This window comes from Labrenzia sp. THAF82, assembly GCF_009363435.1.
Lineage (GTDB): Bacteria > Pseudomonadota > Alphaproteobacteria > Rhizobiales > Stappiaceae > Roseibium > Roseibium porphyridii.
This window is the reverse complement of sequence record NZ_CP045354.1, coordinates 4,563,590-4,581,026: the sequence shown is the minus strand read 5'-3', so window position 1 is coordinate 4,581,026 and position 17,437 is coordinate 4,563,590. Positions and strand designations below refer to the sequence as shown.

At 55.2% G+C, this 17,437-nt stretch carries 18 protein-coding genes; 8 read left to right on the top strand and 10 right to left on the bottom strand.

What is annotated here, in order from left to right:
* Positions 1-14: 14 nt before the first annotated feature.
* From FIV00_RS21100 to FIV00_RS21075, 6 genes are all read left to right on the top strand, one after another.
* Entirely contained in the window at positions 15-1,901 is a 1,887-nt protein-coding gene (locus FIV00_RS21100) for an ABC transporter ATP-binding protein (RefSeq protein ID WP_152502606.1), read from the top strand.
* On the top strand, positions 1,901-3,784 hold the full coding sequence (locus tag FIV00_RS21095; RefSeq protein WP_209006645.1) for an ABC transporter substrate-binding protein: 1,884 nt from the start codon (positions 1,901-1,903) through the stop codon (positions 3,782-3,784). The genes FIV00_RS21100 and FIV00_RS21095 overlap by 1 nt, the downstream gene beginning before the upstream one ends.
* Before the next feature lie 43 nt (positions 3,785-3,827).
* Entirely contained in the window at positions 3,828-4,490 is a 663-nt protein-coding gene (locus FIV00_RS21090) for an O-methyltransferase (RefSeq protein ID WP_152502605.1), read from the top strand.
* Positions 4,491-4,568: 78 nt separating this feature from the next.
* Complete coding sequence (locus FIV00_RS21085; protein WP_152502604.1) at positions 4,569-5,594, top strand: ABC transporter permease; 1,026 nt, start codon at positions 4,569-4,571, stop codon at positions 5,592-5,594.
* Complete coding sequence (locus FIV00_RS21080) at positions 5,591-6,772, top strand: ABC transporter permease (protein ID WP_152502603.1); 1,182 nt, start codon at positions 5,591-5,593, stop codon at positions 6,770-6,772. The genes FIV00_RS21085 and FIV00_RS21080 overlap by 4 nt, the downstream gene beginning before the upstream one ends.
* Positions 6,773-6,839: 67 nt before the next feature.
* Entirely contained in the window at positions 6,840-7,433 is a 594-nt protein-coding gene (locus tag FIV00_RS21075) for a trans-aconitate 2-methyltransferase (RefSeq protein WP_152502602.1), read from the top strand.
* 139 nt (positions 7,434-7,572) lie between these two features.
* On the opposite strand, the gene FIV00_RS21070 is transcribed toward FIV00_RS21075, so the two are convergent.
* Entirely contained in the window at positions 7,573-7,860 is a 288-nt protein-coding gene (locus FIV00_RS21070) for a DUF1330 domain-containing protein (RefSeq protein ID WP_152502601.1), read from the bottom strand.
* Between the two features lie 88 nt (positions 7,861-7,948).
* Between FIV00_RS21070 and FIV00_RS21065 the strand changes: the two genes are divergently transcribed.
* Positions 7,949-8,851: a LysR family transcriptional regulator gene (locus FIV00_RS21065; protein WP_209006644.1), complete on the top strand. Its 903-nt coding sequence runs from the start codon at positions 7,949-7,951 to the stop codon at positions 8,849-8,851.
* Between the two features lie 4 nt (positions 8,852-8,855).
* Here the strand turns inward: FIV00_RS21065 and FIV00_RS21060 are convergent, their stop codons facing one another.
* The 4 genes from FIV00_RS21060 to nthA are packed head-to-tail and all read right to left on the bottom strand — an operon-like array spanning position 8,856 to position 10,941.
* Complete coding sequence (locus tag FIV00_RS21060; RefSeq protein WP_209006643.1) at positions 8,856-9,344, bottom strand: isoprenylcysteine carboxylmethyltransferase family protein; 489 nt, start codon at positions 9,342-9,344, stop codon at positions 8,856-8,858.
* A complete protein-coding gene (locus tag FIV00_RS21055; protein ID WP_152502600.1) occupies positions 9,316-9,669 on the bottom strand; it encodes a nitrile hydratase accessory protein in 354 nt (117 codons plus the stop codon). Before FIV00_RS21055 ends, FIV00_RS21060 begins: the two co-directional genes overlap by 29 nt.
* Entirely contained in the window at positions 9,656-10,315 is a 660-nt protein-coding gene (nthB, locus tag FIV00_RS21050) for a nitrile hydratase subunit beta (protein ID WP_152502599.1), read from the bottom strand. Before nthB ends, FIV00_RS21055 begins: the two co-directional genes overlap by 14 nt.
* The gene (gene nthA / locus FIV00_RS21045) at positions 10,312-10,941 is read right to left on the bottom strand and encodes a nitrile hydratase subunit alpha (protein ID WP_152502598.1); all 630 of its coding nucleotides are present in this window, start codon (positions 10,939-10,941) and stop codon (positions 10,312-10,314) included. The genes nthB and nthA overlap by 4 nt, the downstream gene beginning before the upstream one ends.
* A 306-nt stretch (positions 10,942-11,247) precedes the next feature.
* On the opposite strand from nthA, the gene FIV00_RS21040 reads away from it, so the two are divergent.
* The gene (locus FIV00_RS21040; RefSeq protein WP_209006642.1) at positions 11,248-11,748 is read left to right on the top strand and encodes a peptide-methionine (S)-S-oxide reductase; all 501 of its coding nucleotides are present in this window, start codon (positions 11,248-11,250) and stop codon (positions 11,746-11,748) included.
* A 27-nt stretch (positions 11,749-11,775) separates the two neighbouring features.
* On the opposite strand, the gene FIV00_RS21035 is transcribed toward FIV00_RS21040, so the two are convergent.
* From FIV00_RS21035 to FIV00_RS21015, 5 genes are read right to left on the bottom strand one after another with little or no spacing between them, the layout of a single operon-like run.
* Positions 11,776-12,534 (bottom strand): polysaccharide deacetylase family protein, encoded by a 759-nt coding sequence (locus FIV00_RS21035; RefSeq protein WP_152502596.1) that lies wholly within the window; start codon positions 12,532-12,534, stop codon positions 11,776-11,778.
* Positions 12,531-13,685, bottom strand: coding sequence for a glycosyltransferase family protein (locus tag FIV00_RS21030; RefSeq protein ID WP_152502595.1), 1,155 nt, complete (start codon positions 13,683-13,685; stop codon positions 12,531-12,533). The genes FIV00_RS21035 and FIV00_RS21030 overlap by 4 nt, the downstream gene beginning before the upstream one ends.
* A complete protein-coding gene (locus FIV00_RS21025) occupies positions 13,682-14,809 on the bottom strand; it encodes a glycosyltransferase family 4 protein (RefSeq protein WP_152502594.1) in 1,128 nt (375 codons plus the stop codon). The genes FIV00_RS21030 and FIV00_RS21025 overlap by 4 nt, the downstream gene beginning before the upstream one ends.
* A 19-nt stretch (positions 14,810-14,828) precedes the next feature.
* Positions 14,829-16,049 (bottom strand): glycosyltransferase family 4 protein, encoded by a 1,221-nt coding sequence (locus FIV00_RS21020; RefSeq protein WP_152502593.1) that lies wholly within the window; start codon positions 16,047-16,049, stop codon positions 14,829-14,831.
* Positions 16,050-16,100: 51 nt separating this feature from the next.
* A complete protein-coding gene (locus tag FIV00_RS21015) occupies positions 16,101-17,321 on the bottom strand; it encodes a glycosyltransferase family protein (RefSeq protein WP_152502592.1) in 1,221 nt (406 codons plus the stop codon).
* Between the last annotated feature and the right edge of the window lie 116 nt (positions 17,322-17,437).

Sequence of the window (17,437 nt, the reverse complement as noted above, 5' to 3'; positions counted from 1 at the left end):
GGAGGAAAAGCGCAGTGAATGTTCTCTCGATTGAGGGACTGACGGTAGATTTTAATACAGCAGAAGGCCGCGTGCGTGCTGTCGATGATGTGTCGTTTGTCGTTCCCGAAAACCGGACTGTCGCGCTGGTAGGGGAATCGGGGTCCGGCAAGACCGTTATTTCGCAGACAATCATGGGGCTGTTGCCTCAGGCAGCGGAGATCTCGTCCGGCAAGGTAATTCTGGCAGATCCGACAGGCGAAGAACCACCCGTGGACATCGCGGCGCTGGAACGCAAGGGGCCGCAAATGCGGCATCTGCGCGGAAATCGTGTTGCGATTATTTTTCAAGAACCGATGACATCACTCTCGCCGCTCCACACGATCGGAGACCAGATCGGCGAAGCCGCCCTGTTGCACAGAAATGTTTCCAGGGCAGAGGCAAGTGAACTGACCAAGACCATGCTCAGTCTCGTCAAGTTTCCCGACCCTGAGAGAGCGCTCGAAACATATCCCTTTGAGTTGTCCGGTGGCTTGCGCCAACGCGCCATGATCGCGATGGCGATGATCTGCCGGCCCGCATTGTTGATCGCCGATGAGCCGACAACGGCTCTCGATGTTACGATCCAGGCGGAAATTCTGAAGTTGATCCGCGAAGTTCAATCGGAACTACGCATGTCCGTTCTGATGATCACCCACGATTTCGGTGTTGTTGCCAATATGGCTGACGAGATCGCAGTGATTTATCATGGGCGGATCATGGAGAAAGGTACTGCACAGCAGCTTTTTTCCGATCCGAAGCACGACTACCTGAAAGCGCTTTTGAACGCGGTTCCAAGCTTTCACATGGACAAGGATGAACGGCTGGTGCCGATCCGGCCCATTGTTCTGAAATCGGAAGAGCTGACGAGCAACAGGCCCCACTGCGACGTGGCGCCAGGCGAGCCACTGGTTGAAATGCGGAATGTGACCAAGCAGTTCACGCTGCGCAAGGGGTCATTCTTCGGGGCCAAGGCCAAGACCCTGACCGCTCTGGACGATATCAGCCTGACCATTCGCCGCGGAGAATGCCTTGGTCTGGTCGGCGAATCCGGATCAGGCAAGACAACAGCCGCAAAGGCCATATTGAGGGCCATAGGTATCGAGGGCGGTCAGGTTCTCTACAACCGCGGCAAAGGACTGGAAGACGTTGCCAATCTGAGTGGCGCGGATTTGATGGATTACCGTCGCCGGGTTCAATTGATATTCCAGGATCCGTTTTCCTCGCTCAACCCGCGCATGACCATCAACGACACGCTGATGGAGCCCTTGGAAGTGCATGGCGTCGGTGCGCCGAAGGAGCGCGCGGAGCGCGCGCGCAATCTCATGAACCTTGTCGGTCTCGATCCGCGGTTCCTGAGACGGTATCCGCATTCCTTTTCCGGAGGTCAAAGGCAGCGCATCGGCATTGCCAGAGCGCTGACGCTCAACCCGGAATTCATCTTGTGTGATGAGCCGACGTCGGCACTGGATGTTTCTGTTCAGGCGCAAATCCTCAATTTGCTTCAGGACCTGAAGCGAGATCTCAATCTCACTTACCTTTTTGTCAGTCACAACCTTGCCGTTGTCGATTATGTTGCCGACAGGATCGCAGTCATGTGCCGCGGCCGTTTGGTTGAAATTGGTGAGACCCGAACTGTGGTTGGCAACCCGCTTCATCCTTATACAAAAGCGCTCTTGTCCGCGGTACCGGAACCGGACCTGTCAGCGCCACTTGATTTTGCCGCCCTGGATGCGAACAACGCATCAGAGCCGCAACTTTGGCCGGAACCATTCCGCCTTGTAGACGGTCAGGAACCGTTGCTTGTGGAAATGGAACCGGATCACTTTGTCTGCGCACCTGGCCTAAAGAACACCGGGGCGCAAGAGGGGACAGCTGCATAATGCTTATGAACACCGTAAGGGCCGGTCTGTTTGTGACCGCTGCCATGTTCGCGGGGCCTTTGGCCGCGCTGGAACTGAAGGAAACGCCAGGGCTCGACCCGGCACTTCCACCTGTGGCCGAAAGGCTTCCATCCGAACCGCTTGTCGTGGATCTCGAATCCAAGGGCCGCACGGTCGGCAAACACGGCGGTGCTATCGACACACTTATTGGACGCGCCAAGGATGTGCGTCTGATCAATGTCTGGGGTTACGCACGCCTCGTTGGCTACAACGACAAGCTGGAGCTGCTGCCCGACATTCTTGAAGATGTTGAAGTGGAAGATGGACGTATTTTCACGTTTCACACCCGTGAAGGCCACAAATGGTCCGATGGACATCCTTTTGGAGCCGAAGACTTCCGTTACTATTTTGAGGACATTGTCAGCAATGAAAAGTTGACGCCCTCCGGTTTGCCGCCGTTTCTTGTTGTGAACGGCAAAGGTCCGAAGTTCGAGGTGGTGGACGAGACCACCGTTCGTTTCACGTGGGATGAGCCCAATCCGCTGTTCCTGCCGGAACTTGCTAAAGCCCGGCCTCCGTTTATCTATCGCCCGGCGCATTATCTGAAACAGTTTCATGAGAAATACGGCGATCCGGACTTCATCACCAAGGAAGCTGCCAAGGTAAAAGCGCGCAACTGGGCACCGCTTCATGCCAAAAGAGACGACATGTACAACGCCCGGAATGTCGCGCTTCCAAGCCTTCAGCCCTGGGTGCGCATGCGCGACGACAGCGATCTTCGGTTCATTCTGGAACGCAATCCATATTACCATCGGGTCGACAGCACCGGACAACAGTTGCCTTATGTCGACAACGTCATCATGACGGTGGCTGACGGCAAACTGATCCCGGCGAAAACGCAAGCCGGCGAGAGTGACCTGCAGGCCAGAAACTTGAGCTTCTCAGATATCACCGTCCTGAAAAAGGGTGAGAAGCAGAACGACTACGTGACGGCGCTGTGGTCCAATACCAAGGGCTCCGAAATTTCCATTCTTCCGAACTTCACAGTGAAGGATCCCGAGTGGCGCGCGCTGTTCCGTGACAATCGCTTTCGCCACGCATTGTCGCTCGGCATCGACCGCAATCTGATCAATCGTGTTCTGTTCTTCGGTCTTGGTACGCCAGGCAACGACACGATCCTTTCGGCAAGCCCGCTTTACAAGCCTGAGTACACGACCAAATGGGCTGAATATGACCCGGACAAGGCCAATGAGCTGCTGGATGAAATTGGTCTGACGAAACGCGACGACGAAGGTACGCGCCTTCTGCCGGATGGCAGGCCGATCGAAATCATCGTGGAGACAGCAGGCGAAGCCCAGGTGCAGGACGATGCATTGGAACTGGTGGGTGAGATGTGGGGTGAACTCGGCATCAAACTGTTCGCCAAACCGAGCCAGCGCGACAACCTGCGTGAACGGGCAATCACCGGTCAGCTGGTCATGTCGGTCTGGTGGGGTCTTGAGAACGGTATTCCAACTTCAGAAATGCCACCGGAAGACCTTGCGCCGGTTCATGGAGATGTTTTGTCGTGGCACGCCTGGGGTGACTACTACGAGACTCAGGGAGAGGGTGGCGAAAAGCCGGATTGGGCGCCTGCCGAGCGTTTGATGGAACTCTACAAGTCCTGGCTCGTCTCCAAGACACCCGAAGAGCGCACAAAGATCTGGGATGAGATGCTCCAGATCCATGCCAACGAGACAATCCGCATTGGTCTTGTCTCCGGCGTTCGCCAGCCAGTTGCGATCAAGAATGTGGAAAATGTCCCGCTTGAAGGCATCTATGGCTGGGATCCGGGCGCGCATTTTGGAATTCATCGTATGGATGAGTTCTATCTGACGAACTGAACCAGCACCTGAAAGGGATTTCCGGGACTCATACGGAGGAAATATGGCTGACCGGCTGGAGATTACCGCAGACCTTATCGACTATGTTTGCCAGCACGGGACCCGGGAATCCGCATCACTTAAAAGACTTCGCCACCACACTCAAATCCTGCCGGACGCCGATATGCGTGTCCCGCAGGAGCAGGGCCAGTTGTTGTATTTCCTGATCAAGGCCTTGAACGCCAAAAGGGTTATGGAGCTTGGTGTGTTCACCGGCTACTCCACACTATGGATGGCCTCTGCTCTGCCTGATGATGGCCGCGTTGTCGCCATCGACAAGCGCAACAATTGGCAGGAGCTGGCAGAAACCCATTGGCAGGAAGCCGGTGTTCGCCACAAGATCGATTTTCGGATCGGACGGGCGCAAGGGGTCATGCAGGACATGCTCAACGAAGGTGAAGGAAGTTCATTCGATCTGATTTTCGTCGACGCCGACAAGAAGAGTTATACCGCCTATTACGAGCTTGCCTTGAAACTGCTCAGAACCGGCGGGATTATGGTGTTCGACAACATGCTTCGTCTCGGTGACGTCATCGATCCGGAAATCAAGGATCCGGCAGTCGATGACATTCGCGCCTTGAATGCGCGATTGCGGGATGACGACCGGGTGGTGATTTCAATGTTGCCGTTTTCAGACGGCCTGACGCTTGCGCTGAAGGCGGCCTGATGCTGGGGTAATAGTTCATGTTGTCGCTGGTGCAGCGACGGCTCTTATTCAGACGCAGTTGGGGCTTAGGGGGAATAAGTGCTCTACTATATAATACGTCGGATATTGATGATGATCCCGACTTTGCTGGTGATCAGCTTTCTGACGTTTTTCATCATCGAACTTCCGACCGGAGACTATATTTCCAACCAGATTGCAGCTCTGAAGGCTTCAGGGGAGAGTTCGTCTGTTGCGAAGCTGGAGTTCCTGCGCAAGGAATTTTCGCTTGATCGGCCATTTTTCGAAAGATACCTGATCTGGGTCGGTCTGTGGCCCGGACCTCATGGGCTTGATGGGCTCATTCAAGGCAATTGGGGCTGGTCTTTCGAGTTCGACAAGCCGGTTGACCAGGTAATCGGGCCGACCTTGCCGCTCACGGTGGTTCTGAATTTTGCAACGATCCTATTTGTCTATGTGGTTGCTTTTCCGATCGGCATCTATTCCGCTACACGGCAGTATTCCTGGGGCGACTATGGCATCACCTTTGTCGGCTATATCGGATTGGCCACGCCGAATTTCCTGCTTGCCTTGATCCTTCTCTATTTCTTCAATCGCTGGTTCGGCCTCTCGGTGGGCGGACTTATGGCGCCGGAGTATATCGATCAGCCGTGGAGTTTTGATAAGGCGATGTCGGTGTTGGCGCATTTGATTGTGCCGACGATTGTGATCGGAACCTCTGGGACGGCGGCCATGATCCGTCGTCTTCGAGCCAACCTGCTGGATGAGCTTCACAAACAATATGTCACCACCGGCAGGGCAAAGGGGTTGAAGGAGAATCAGCTTCTGGTGAAATATCCGCTTCGAATGGCGATCAATCCGTTCATTGCCGATATCGGCAACCTGATCCCGTCGATGGTGTCGGGCTCGGTGATTGTGTCCGTCGTGATGAGCCTTCCAACGGTCGGACCCGTTCTGGTTTCGGCACTTCAGTCGCAGGATCAGTTCCTTTCAGGGTTCATATTGCTTTTCGTAGCTGTTCTGACCCTGATTGGCATGTTGATTTCAGACCTGCTGCTTGCGGTTCTCGATCCGCGCATCCGTCTTGGCGGGAGGGCATCGTCATGAGCTCGGATGCGAACAATGGAACGCCGGTTCGGGACGTTGAACACTACGTCGATCCAACTCCTTTCAACCCCGCTGTCGCGGAGGAAATGACGCCTGAACAAGAGCGTTTCTATCAGGCTTCGCAGTGGAAGATCATGTGGTGGAAGTTCAAACGCCACAAGGTTGCGGTCTGGTCAGGTGTCATCCTGATCCTGTTCTACCTGACGGTACCTTTTGCTGAACTGATTGCACCTTATGACGCGAATACCCGCGACAGCTTGCATCTTTATGCGCCTCCCCAACCCATCCACCTCTTCCACGAAGGATCCTTTGTCGGGCCCTTTGTCTATGGGATGACGTCCGAGATCGACATGGAGACCTTGCAATGGGTGTTCAAGGACGACACGACGCAAGTGCAGAAGCTGCGGTTCTTCTGCAGTGGGGACGACTACGAATTCTGGGGCCTGTTCGACGCGTCTTTCCATCTGGTCTGTCCGGCTGAAGGCGGCACGATGTTCCTGTTGGGAACGGACCGTCTGGGCCGGGATCAATTCTCCGGTCTTGTCTATGGCGCACGTCTGTCCCTGACTGTCGGTCTTATCGGTGTTGCCATTTCAATCGTTCTCGGCCTCTTCTTCGGCGGCATCGCCGGCTATTTCGGTGGTTTGGCCGACAGTGTGATCCAACGCGCTATCGAGATCATTCGATCCTTGCCTGAGTTGCCGCTCTGGATGGCGCTTTCCGCAGCGTTGCCTGTTACCTGGAGCCCGGTCTGGATCTATTTCGGCCTCACGATCATCCTGGGGCTGCTGGATTGGCCCGGGCTTGCCAGAGCCGTCAGGTCAAAGCTTCTGTCTCTGCGTGAGGAAGAATATGCCAAGGCTGCGGTGTTGATGGGGGCAAAGCCGAAACGGGTCATCACCCGGCATCTGTTGCCCGGTTTCACCAGCCACATCATTGCGTCTGCTTCGTTGTCGATTCCATCGATGATCCTGGGGGAAACAGCGTTGTCGTTCCTCAACCTCGGCCTCAGGCGTCCGGCGATTTCCTGGGGTGTCTTGTTGAATGAGGCACAGAACATTTCGGTGGTAACGGTTTATCCCTGGCTGATGGCTCCGGTAATCCCCATCATCATCGTTGTGCTGGCGTTCAATTTCCTTGGTGATGGTTTGCGTGACGCAGCAGATCCCTATAAGTGATGCAGCACAAATTCTGAAAAGACATGACGGGCCGTTCTGGCCCGTCTTTAGTGTTAGGAAGCGATCCATGTCGAAAAACGCCACAACTGCCGAAGGTTGGGATGAAGAATATGAAGCAGGCCGTTGGGCCTTCTTGCGTTCACTGCCGGAAAGCGGACGCTATGGCATTATCGGCATGTGGCTCAGCCTGACCGGAACCATGGACGAGGTGCTCGACATTGGTTGCGGTGAAGGCCTGCTCTACGAACGCCTGCAGCCCATGGGTATCAAGCGTTATGTGGGCATGGATCTGTCTCCAGCTTCCCTGGAAATCGCCGATGTGGATCCGGCAATTGCATCCTTGCGCGCCGGCGACATGCACACATTCGAACCGAAGGACGGAGAATCCTTTTCTGCCATCGTTTTCAATGAAGTGCTGCATTTTGCTGACGATCCCGCAGCACTTGTTGCCCGCTATGTGCCGTTCCTGAAAAAGGACGGCGTGATCGCGCTTTCCATGTATTCCCCGAAACGTCCTGAGTCGGGGGCTAACAAGCTGATCAACCGGCTCTGGGAAGCGACGGACAATGAGGCGAACTGGGAAGTTCTGGATGACTACCGCCTTGTCTCGGACAAGAAGGGCGTGACCTGGCGCATGCGTCTTGTGAAGCCGGTGAGTTGAGTTTGATGCTGGCCGCTTTTTTGTCGCTGCCCAACAAAGTCGGATGTAATGCCCAGATGGCTTAATAGTCGGAAATCGCCGAAGGTGTAGCAAAGGCCGACGGAGACAACCAGCCCTGAAATCAGGGCTGGCTCAAACATCAATCCGGCAGCATGATGATGGTCGATTTACCACCCTTGTTGCGCAGTGCATGGACCTCGGCGAGCTCCGGATCCGCGTGCCATGCTTGAGCTGCCTTCGTATCCGGAAACGAGAGCAGTGCAGTGATATTCGGAGCGTCTATGGCAGCTTCCAGCACCAACGGCTCTGGATCAGCAGCAACCACGCTTCCCCCATGTTTGGCAAGCGCATCGGCGGCTTTTTCGCGGTAGGCGCTGAGAGTTTCCTTGTCTGTGACGGTAATCATGGCAAGTGCCTGTATGGTCATCTCAAAACTCCTTTTGAAGAGATGGCGCAACACTGCATCAAGTTTTCATGCGAAAAAATATTCAAATTCGGAATGCTGGTGTGCAAAAATGCACGGCATGGACAACTGGGATGATTTGAAGTTTGTGCTCGCCATTGCGAACGCTGGCAATGTGACCAAGGCGGCAAGGGCGCTCGGGGTAACTCACTCCACTGTGTCTCGCAGATTGTCGGCACTGGAAGACCGCCTCGGGACGAGACTGTTCGACCGCCTGCCGGATGGGTTCAAGCCAACCGTTGCCGGCGAAGAAGCTGTTTCGGCAGCACGGCGCGTTGAAACGGAAGTGTTTGCGCTCGACACTAGGATCACCGCACAGGACACGGATCTTGAAGGCCCCCTTCGTGTCACCGCGGCACAGTTGCTTTTTCAGGTTCAGGTCGCAGAGATCATGCAGAAGTTCTCAGAGCGGCATCCGCGCATTGAACTTGAAATGATTGCGGCCAACGAAAAGCTCAGCCTGCATCGGCGCGAAGCGGATGTCGCAATCCGCGTGACCAACAATCCTGATGAAAATCTGTTCGGCAGGCAGGCGACGGGTCAAAACCGAACGTTCTATATGTCGAAGGAATTTGCGCGCCGCAATCGTGAGGCCATGGATGTTAGTCATGACAATGCGGACTTGCCATGTGTTGTCTTCAAATGGTGGGGGCGCAACGTTCCAAAAGAGATCCGGGCACGCTATCCCAAAGCCTATGTCAGTCTGGTGTCGGACGACATGATCGCCATGCTGGCAGCCATTAAAGCTGGAATGGGCATTGGTCGGTTGCCTTGCTTCTTGGGCGATCCCGATCCTGAGTTGGTCAGGGTGCCAGGCATGGAGCCGAGCCGGTATCTCGATATTTGGGTCCTGACTCATCCCGATCTTAAAAACGTCACCAGGATACGGACCTTTCTGCGGTTCGCAGCCGATTCATTCAAGGCGAGTAGCGATCTTTACCTCGGGCGAACCTGACCGGTCAGATCCAGCGTCGAACCCGGGCTTTGTAGGAAAGATAGTCCTTTCCGAACTTGCTCTTGAGGTGATCTTCCTCCGGCTTGATTTGAAACTCCGTCAGATACCAAATGAAGAGAGGGACGACAGCAGCAACGGTCAACGTTCCGTAGTAGGCCGCCAGCGACAAAAGAAGCAGAACATCAGCAACATACATCGGGTTTCGGCTGAACCGATAGAGCCCGTTCGTCACAAGGACATTGACCTTGTCCGGTGTTGTTGGATTGAAGGTTGTCTTTGCCATTATGAATCGAAAAAGCGCGTGACATCCGATTGCAAGACCGGATGCCAGCAGCACGATCGCGAGCGATATCTGACCAGGAAACGCCAGGCTAAAGCTCGGTATATGACGGTCGCCCAAATAAAGCAGGCCGAGGCCAATCAACACGACTACGGGTGGTGGCACCTTCAGATGCATGATGCCGTCAGCGATCAAGTTCGATCGGTTGGCCATGAGGCGTCGCCCGTGCCGCTTGGTCCCAGGCTTCCTTTAGGTGGGAAAGCTGGTCCGCTGCCGCCACGCCTTTTTTGGCCAACAGTTTTTCAAATGCATTCAGCCAATGATCGTAGTACCCCTTCGTATCGCCTGAGCCGTTACCTTCACCGGCAAGTTCAGCGCCAAGTGTGTCTGCCCACTCGCTCCACGAAAAGACGCCTGCTTCGTGGGCCTGGAGCGTCATGGCAAAGACACGCGCTTCCCAGGGAGCTGAAAAGACCGGCCCCCCATCTTCGCCAAGAGGAAGGTGCGGTGCTGAGCTCTTCTGATCAGGCCGGGTCAAGGTATGGCTCCCAAAGGTCAATTCGAAGCGTCAGCGTTGGATCGCTGTCTTCGCCCCAGATATCCGGCCCGCGAAAGACCACGCCGTAGAGCCAGCAAGGCTGTTCACCCTTCCCATGTGCATTTGCATCCGGAAAGACATGAACGCCGTGGATGGCTTCAATTTTTCCAACAACATCTCGCGCGTATCTGGGAAGGCGTGTGTGATGCTCAGGGTGCATTCTTTTGGTTCGCACAGGGTCTCCAACCTTGAACCGGGCGGCTTCCGATTGGGGACGGTCAACCGTTGCGCCTTTCGCTAGTGTGGTTGCAACGTCAGCCGACTTGAGCACTTTTTTGACCGGTTGGGCCGGAGCCTTATGGTGACCTTCCTTCAACTCGTCCTCTGTTACGAGGCCGTATCTGACGACGAGACGCTCCAGTCCCCTGGCCCAGATTTCGTAGTAGCTGGATGAAAGATAGACATCTGGCGGAAGCGACTCGCGTGAAAAGCGGGAAGCGTCGAGTGTCCATGTTCCGGTAGCGCCCATGGCAAGTGTCACTGCAAAAGCCCGCTTTTCCCAATCGGCATGAAAGTTGGGTTCGTTTTCTTCCAGCTCTATGGGGCCGAACCCCATCTGGCCCCCAAGGTCCTGTGCACCGTTCATGCGCTTTCCTTCGCCTGCTCTGGAGATGCTGCAAGTCCAGTGCCGATCATACTGTCTCGGGTGACAAGCTCCGCCAGTTGTTCAGCACTCCAGCCGTCTGTGCCCTCTGGGCGTTCCGGGACGACGAGATATCGAACTTCAGCCGTTGAATCCCACACCTTTATTTCCTTTGCCGCCGGCAAAGTTATTCCGAACTCTGCCAGAACGCCACGCGGATCACGCACCGCGCGGGAGCGATAAGGTGCGGATTTGTACCAGACAGGCGGCAGGCCGAGCACCGTCCACGGATAGCAGGAGCAAAGTGTGCAGACGACCATGTTGTGTGTGCCGGGAGTGTTCTCAACCGCCACCATGTGTTCACCTTGTCGGCCTGTGAAGCCGAGTTCTGCGATCGCTGACGTGGCATCCTCCAGCAATCGGTTTCGATAGTCCGGATCGGTCCAGACTTTTGCAACCACTTGCGCCCCGTTCTTGGGGCCGATCTTGGTTTCATAAGTCTCGATCAGCTCATCCAGGGCAGGGGGGTCGACATAACCTTTTTCCGTCAAGAGCGTTTCCAGCGCTCGAACGCGGAGTTCGATGTCGCTCAATTCTGAATGGTCGTGATCATGGTCGTGACCGGACATGGATGTCTCCTGATTTGTGCCGGCCTCATTTGAGGTCGGACCACACTGGCTGTCAATCTTGGACCGAACTCAGCGCCAGTTGCTGCAAGGATCGACGGTGTCAAACCGCCGCCGAGGCAGGGGCAGCGTGTAGAGCGCATTTTGAAAAATCTGTAAGTCATTGAAAGTGTGAAAAAATGCCCAGATCTCACTGGCTCTAAGCTCACTGTTGCAAACTCCCTTGGGGGAATCTTTGCCAAGCCATTTTGATTATTTCTCTTCAGGCGGCAAAATGGCATGCATTCGACGAAGCCTTGGAGACGTTTCTTGAAAATCGGGCTGGGCGGTGGGTGCCACTGGTGCACCGAAGCCGTCTTTCAGGCAATTGCTGGTATATCGAAGGTGGAGCAGGGATTTATCCGCTCTGATCCTCCCGAAGATGCTTGGTCGGAAGCGGTTATCGTGACCTTCGATCCAGAAGTGCTGCCTATGGACGTCTTGATCGAAATCCATCTGCGCACACATTCAAGCACTTCCCGCCACAAGATGCGGGGCAAATATCGCAGCGCTGTCTACGTGTATGATGCCGGAACAGGTGTGAAGGTCGGTCGCATCCTGCGTAAACTTCAGCAGGAGTTCGATGAACCCTTGATCACCAACGTCATGACCCTCGCCGGTTTCAAGGCGTCAGACGAACGTTTTCTGGGCTACTACGAAAAGGGTCCCGAGCGTCCTTTCTGCAAGACCTATATAGATCCGAAACTCGCGTTCCTTAGACGGGAGTTTTCGAAGGTACTGAAGGAAGATCACGTCGAAGCTGCCCAATAGGTGCGCCACCCCTTGTTACCTTGAGCCTTAGCCAAACAAGGTTTCAATGCGCGGCCATTCCGCACCCTCATGGTGGGCAGAAATGGCCAGAAACTCTTCCAGAAACTCAAAGCACTCTTCATCATGCGCCAAATGATGGGTGAGGAGGCCGACAGGTTCGCTGCCTGTGTTGCGGCGGCGCGTGAGCTGCAGATCAAAGCGTAACCGAGCACTTTCCCAGCCAATGAAACGAACCTGTTTTTTCCACTTTATGATGTCTACATGGGACTGGACTTGATGGTCGCGAGGGAAATTGTGCCATGTGAACGTGGAAAGACCTGGAAGTCCCATGCCTGGCAATCTGCGTGAAATCTCAGGTGCAATCCGGTTCCAAGGTGGCACCATGGCCTTGATGAATTTGGCCGCAAACAACTTTTCAAGCCGTAATTTACCGTCGGTAAGCTGGGCTATCAGTTCATCCGGGTCGCGCCGGGTGCCAAGCTCAGCCGCTTTTTCGCGCAGATCCTTGCGTTGAAAGTTCTTGTGCTGCCAACCATGTTGCAGCACCCATGCATGAGGCTCGTCTTGAAGTCGGGCTGCAAGGTTTTCTGTCGCATTCTTCGGAATAACAGCGAGTGCCATATCCACCCCGTGTCGATTGCAAAAAGCCAACATGCGGTCAAGCGCTGGTGTTGGTTCCACCGCGTCGTCATCCCGCCACCAGAAGCTCACTTTGCGCCCGCGTTCTGCAAACCAGTCGAGATGTGCTGCCAGTTCGTCTTTGAAACGTTGCAGATCCGTTGTCATGCGGCGCGCTCTTTAAGGTCGTTGAGGAGAATTTCAGCGCTCTTTGCTGCGCCGCCAAGCAAAACAGCATGATGACTGCGGGGAAGGGCCAGAGCGTCGTCTGCAGCTGCAGCAAGCCGTTCGGGTGTCAAACCCATTTCGGGCGTAACAATTGCCCTGCCATGGCGTGCCAATGCTTCCGCACGTTGCGTTTGCTCCGTTTCGTTTTTCTGTGCAAACGGAGCAAAGACAGCAGCGACACCGGCAGTCAGCACATCGAGCACTGTGTTGTAACCAGCCTGGCTGATGGAGAGCCGAGCACGTTTCAATAGGTCAGGAAAATCCCTGCGAGCGCGTTCGACGCTGACGCCAGTTGATGCGCGTTTCTGATAGGCGTGAAAGCTGTCTTCCGGCACGTCGTGTCCGACAAGGACCCGCCAGCGAGTGTCTCCCGCACGTCGCGACAAGGGGCGGGCATCCAGGGCTGCCGTCAGGAGACTTGCTGCGACTGCGCCGCCACCGCACGAAACGATCACTTCGTCATTGCCATCAGATCCGTCGGCAGCTCGGCGGGCATGTCCTTCGACATAACCGGTATAGCGGATCAGATGTTCGATCCGGTCTGCAAATGGGAAGCTGTCGGAAAGTTGGATGAAATCCGGGTCGGAATGGACAAGCACTCGATGATAATGGTTCAGTGCCTGATCAGCCATCCATTCTTCTTTCCAGAGTTCCTTCTTGCGCACCAGAATATCTCGAATGGATGTCGCAACAATTGGCGGATTGGGCCGTGCCTTTGCCGCGTTGAGGAGAGGACTTAGTTCAAAGTCTAGCTGGCGCCGCCCAAAGGGATAGGTCTCCGTCAAGAGCAGGTCGAATTCTTCTTCCTTAAATGCTTGAATCGATGCTTTAACGCGCGATGTTTTCCATTCATTGTCAATATCTTCATCGTCTAAAGTAACAAGTCGCTTGAACGCGGCGTCAGGGCTTTTGCAGGCGGGGAGTTCGACAATACGAAGCGGCCCGGTGTCCAGGGTTGGGGGAATTTTGTTGCCGCTGGCCAATGTCACCTCAACGCCTGAAGAGGCCAATGCTTTGCCAATTGCGGCTGCCCTGACCACATGGCCGGTACCCAGCAGGTGCTGCACGTGAATGAAGGCCTTGCGGGTCATTTTCCTTGGTCTTTCTGAGGCCGCCTATGGTTGTCGACAGCCTTGCGGGCAAAAAGGTCCAGCCGAGCAGCCCCGGCTTCGAGCGAATGGTTGGCGGATATATATGCGCTGGCTGCAATGCCCAATCGATCGGCAATGCCTGGGTTCCTGATGACGTTTTCCAGATTTGCGGCAAAGGCTTCAACATCGCCTTCTTGCGAAAGCAATCCGGTTTCTCCCTGCCGGACAATATCAGGAACTCCGAAAGTGTTACCTGCGACAACCCCGGTGCCAGCCGCTTGAGCTTCCATCAGGACCAGACCAAACGCTTCACGAATAGCAGGCCAAACAACGAGATCGTGTTGAGCATATTGCGCTGGCAAGTCTTCTGCCCCAAGAGCGCCGAGAACGGTAATCCTGTCCGCCGGGAAGAGATCAACAACCTTGGAACGGACAGGCCCGTCACCGATCAGGGTCAGATGCCAGGATAGATTCATAAGGCGATCAAGGGCTGCGGCAAGCACCTCATAGGATCGAAACTTGTCGCCTTCTCGCATCATTCCAACGGCAAGAAGTTTGAGGGGCGCAGATGCGGGCGGTTTGGAGCCGGTCACTGCTTGTCGATAAGGTGCTTCATCCAGAAAAGGCAGAAGAACGTCAAGACGGTCCGGAGGGACAACCTCGTGCAAGCACTCTGCATCTGCGTTGTGAATTGCGGCAACGGCGTCAGCCCGTTGCAGAGCCAAATCAGCTGCAGCAAAGCCGAATGCCCAGTTGCCCGTTTTGCGTTTCGGCGCGCGGCTTGCTTCGATGATCGCGTAAGGCAGATCAAATCGATCCGCCAAAGCGGGCCCAATCCAGTCGGGAGCCTTGTGATAAAGATGATATGTCAGGAACAGGTCGGGCTTGTTCCTGTCACGTTTCCAGTCGTTGGCGATGCGGCTGACTTCCTTGAGAGCTTCGGCTTTCACCTTGGACTGGAGTTCGTCGCTGCCATCCTTGCGCCAGGACCGGAACGTGCTGGCTACCTCAACCTCATGCCCCGCGGATTTGAGGGCCTTTACAATCAGGCGACCCATCGTCCTGTCGCCAGAAGGGACAGGATGATCAAGGGGTTTCATCGGGGCTGTGAAGGCGATTCTCATAGGAAGTCCTGCTGGCGGATCAAAGCACCTTACGAAACTTCTCTGCCAACCGGTCAAGGCCGGGATCAGTTGAAAACTCCTTGCGTACACGGTTTGCGGCAGCAAGCCCTAGCATGCGCCTGCGATCGGGATCTGCAATCAACCCGCTCAAGGCATCTGAAAGCTCGTCTGGGGAACCGGGTTCCACAAGAATCCCGGTCTCACCACTGACGATCAACTCCGGTATCGCCGACACACGTGTGGAAAGACAACAAAGCCCCATGGATTGAGCTTCCATCAAGACATTCGGCAATCCGTCCCGATCGCCTGACTTTGCAAGTTTCGACGGCAAGACGAACAGGTCAGCGTCTGCACAGGTCGCGATGACCTCTTCCCTTGGCTGCGCTCCGCGCCAGGTGATACGCTGTGCAACGCCAAGACGCTCAGCTTCTTGCTTCAGCACCTCTGAGAGGTCGCCACCACCAATATGCGTGAAGCGCCAGTTCAAGTCGTTGGGCAGCATTGAAAGGGCGCTCAGGAGATCGTCGTACCCCTTCTTTTCAACCGCACGTCCAACGGATACGAGCCGAACCGGCTCTTCGCTGCCATCACGCTTTGACATCTCCTTGGAGGGCTCCGGAAAGCCGGAAAAATCAAGCCCGTGATACAGTAGCTCAACCTTGTCAGGTGTATCAGCAAGTCCCTTGAGGAAGGTGGCATTGACGCTGGTGCAGGTCACCCCCCAGGCCGCGTCGTTGATCTTGGTTCTCAAATCCCACTCGGGGCTGGTCCAGATATCTTTCGCGTGAGCGGAAAACGACCATTGGCGACCGGACAAGTGCGCTGCATAGCGTGCCGTGGAACAAGGTGTATGCAGATAATGGGTGTAGATCCAGGTGATGTCTTCCGGCAACTCGTGCGCGAAAACACAGGCCTGTGACCAGCGACGTTGCCGATCCGCATTGGTTTGCCGGGCAAAGTCGGCATCAAAGAGCGCTTTGGCCTTTTCGAAAGTGGGTTGCCTTTCAGCCCATTTCTTGGCCCTGGTAACGCGCGCCGGGTCGTCTTTCACATATTCGGGAAGATAGAGAACGTCCGCAGAGATTTGTCGGTGCAGGTCGTGAATGAAGGGGTCATAGGGTTTGCGCAGCGCGACGATCAAGATGTCTATTCCCCGCCGCTCAAGGCCTAGAATCTCTTGTGCAATGAAGGTTTCGGACAGGCGTGGATAGCCTTTGACCACAACGGCAATTCGGGACATTACTACAATCTTTGAAAGGGTTGACCGTTGAGCTGTGAAACGCGAAAGCGATCAGACGATAGCCAGTTTGACTTTGCTATCTGCTGGAAGCTGCTCATCGAAGATTTCGCCGACACGACCGGAAATAACTTCCAGCCCGCCAAGCAGATTGTCGACACTGGCAGCCGAGGGCGGCGCGAGGTTTGGTAGTTCCGACAATGCCGTCGCCATGAGATCGGGATCCGGATAGCAGTCTATCGGCAAGACCTTCAAGAGGCCGCTCTTTTCCGCCCGCTCAGCGCGAATAGCTTGTTCGCGGCGCGGAACGACACGCGGCACCATCAAGGTGGGTTTGTCGAAGGACAGTATTTCGCAAAACGTATTGTAGCCCCCCATACCGACAATTGCCGTGGCATTGGCAAGATAGGGTTCGATCTGGGGTGTGAACCGGATTACCTCCACGTCGCGAAGATGTTCTGCCCGTTCGGTAAACTGTGCGGCCGAGGCGGCCGGCATAAAGGGGCCAAGCACAATCAGGGCCGGAAAAAGAGGCCGTTGGCGCGCTTCATAGGCCCGCATGACCCAATCCACCATTTCAACGCCGTCACCGCCCCCGCCAGGTGTTACCAGAATATAAGGTTCTTCGTCGAAAGGTGCTGGCGCGGGGTTTTCCAGCGCCGCACTCGGCATTTCTCTGCGCAGGTAACCCGTATATCGGAGTTTTTCCGCTACGCCTTCCGGCAGGTCCATGCCCTCAAGCGGGTCGCAGATATCTTCCGGACCATAGACCCAGATTTCGTCGTAGAGATCCTTCAGGGCAGGGAACACATTCTTGCGGTCCCATTCTTCTTTCAGAACGGTCGCATCGTCCATAACGTCCCGCAAGCCCAGGACAAGGCGGGTGTTGGTGCCTTTGAGAGCCTCCAATGTGCCAAGCACTTCGCCTCTCAGTCCAAGCGGTTCCTTGTCGACAATGAAAATGTCGGGTTCGAAAATCTCGGCCGTGTGCTCGATGATTGACGAACGGATTGCCAGCGTTTGATCGATGTTGATGTGCAGGGACAAAGGGGTGTATTCGCCGTTGCGCAGCTTGATGACACCGGGAATCCTGACAAAGTCGACCCGGGTCCTGAATTCGAAACTGCCAATGATGGGTGAGCCTGAGAGGATCAGAACGGAAAGAGTGTCAAAGTCCCCAACCAGTGACTGAGCGATTGCACGGCAGCGCCTTAAGTGGCCTAATCCGAACGAATCATGGCTGTAGATCAGTATCTTAGGCGTTCCGGAACTCATACTGCCCCTAAATTTGTAAATCTGCCCCGAGGCACTTATGTCTCAATTGACTGGAGTTTGTCACGTTCCGATCTGCCTTGACAGACATCTTTCGACAGGGAACGGTCAACTGATAC

What these genes read in the sequence shown, in the direction of transcription:
- FIV00_RS21065 (WP_209006644.1), top strand. Translation starts at nt 7,949, where the DNA reads ATGCACGGCATGGACAACTGGGATGATTTGAAGTTTGTGCTCGCCATT.
- FIV00_RS21030 (WP_152502595.1), bottom strand. Translation starts at nt 13,685, where the DNA reads ATGACCCGCAAGGCCTTCATTCACGTGCAGCACCTGCTGGGTACCGGC.
- FIV00_RS21025 (WP_152502594.1), bottom strand. Translation starts at nt 14,809, where the DNA reads ATGAGAATCGCCTTCACAGCCCCGATGAAACCCCTTGATCATCCTGTC.
- FIV00_RS21080 (WP_152502603.1), top strand. Translation starts at nt 5,591, where the DNA reads ATGAGCTCGGATGCGAACAATGGAACGCCGGTTCGGGACGTTGAACAC.
- FIV00_RS21035 (WP_152502596.1), bottom strand. Translation starts at nt 12,534, where the DNA reads ATGACAACGGATCTGCAACGTTTCAAAGACGAACTGGCAGCACATCTC.
- nthB (WP_152502599.1), bottom strand. Translation starts at nt 10,315, where the DNA reads ATGAACGGTGCACAGGACCTTGGGGGCCAGATGGGGTTCGGCCCCATA.
- FIV00_RS21090 (WP_152502605.1), top strand. Translation starts at nt 3,828, where the DNA reads ATGGCTGACCGGCTGGAGATTACCGCAGACCTTATCGACTATGTTTGC.
- FIV00_RS21015 (WP_152502592.1), bottom strand. Translation starts at nt 17,321, where the DNA reads ATGAGTTCCGGAACGCCTAAGATACTGATCTACAGCCATGATTCGTTC.
- FIV00_RS21095 (WP_209006645.1), top strand. Translation starts at nt 1,901, where the DNA reads ATGCTTATGAACACCGTAAGGGCCGGTCTGTTTGTGACCGCTGCCATG.
- FIV00_RS21070 (WP_152502601.1), bottom strand. Translation starts at nt 7,860, where the DNA reads ATGACCATACAGGCACTTGCCATGATTACCGTCACAGACAAGGAAACT.
- FIV00_RS21060 (WP_209006643.1), bottom strand. Translation starts at nt 9,344, where the DNA reads ATGGCCAACCGATCGAACTTGATCGCTGACGGCATCATGCATCTGAAG.
- FIV00_RS21020 (WP_152502593.1), bottom strand. Translation starts at nt 16,049, where the DNA reads ATGTCCCGAATTGCCGTTGTGGTCAAAGGCTATCCACGCCTGTCCGAA.
- nthA (WP_152502598.1), bottom strand. Translation starts at nt 10,941, where the DNA reads ATGTCCGGTCACGACCATGATCACGACCATTCAGAATTGAGCGACATC.
- FIV00_RS21075 (WP_152502602.1), top strand. Translation starts at nt 6,840, where the DNA reads ATGTCGAAAAACGCCACAACTGCCGAAGGTTGGGATGAAGAATATGAA.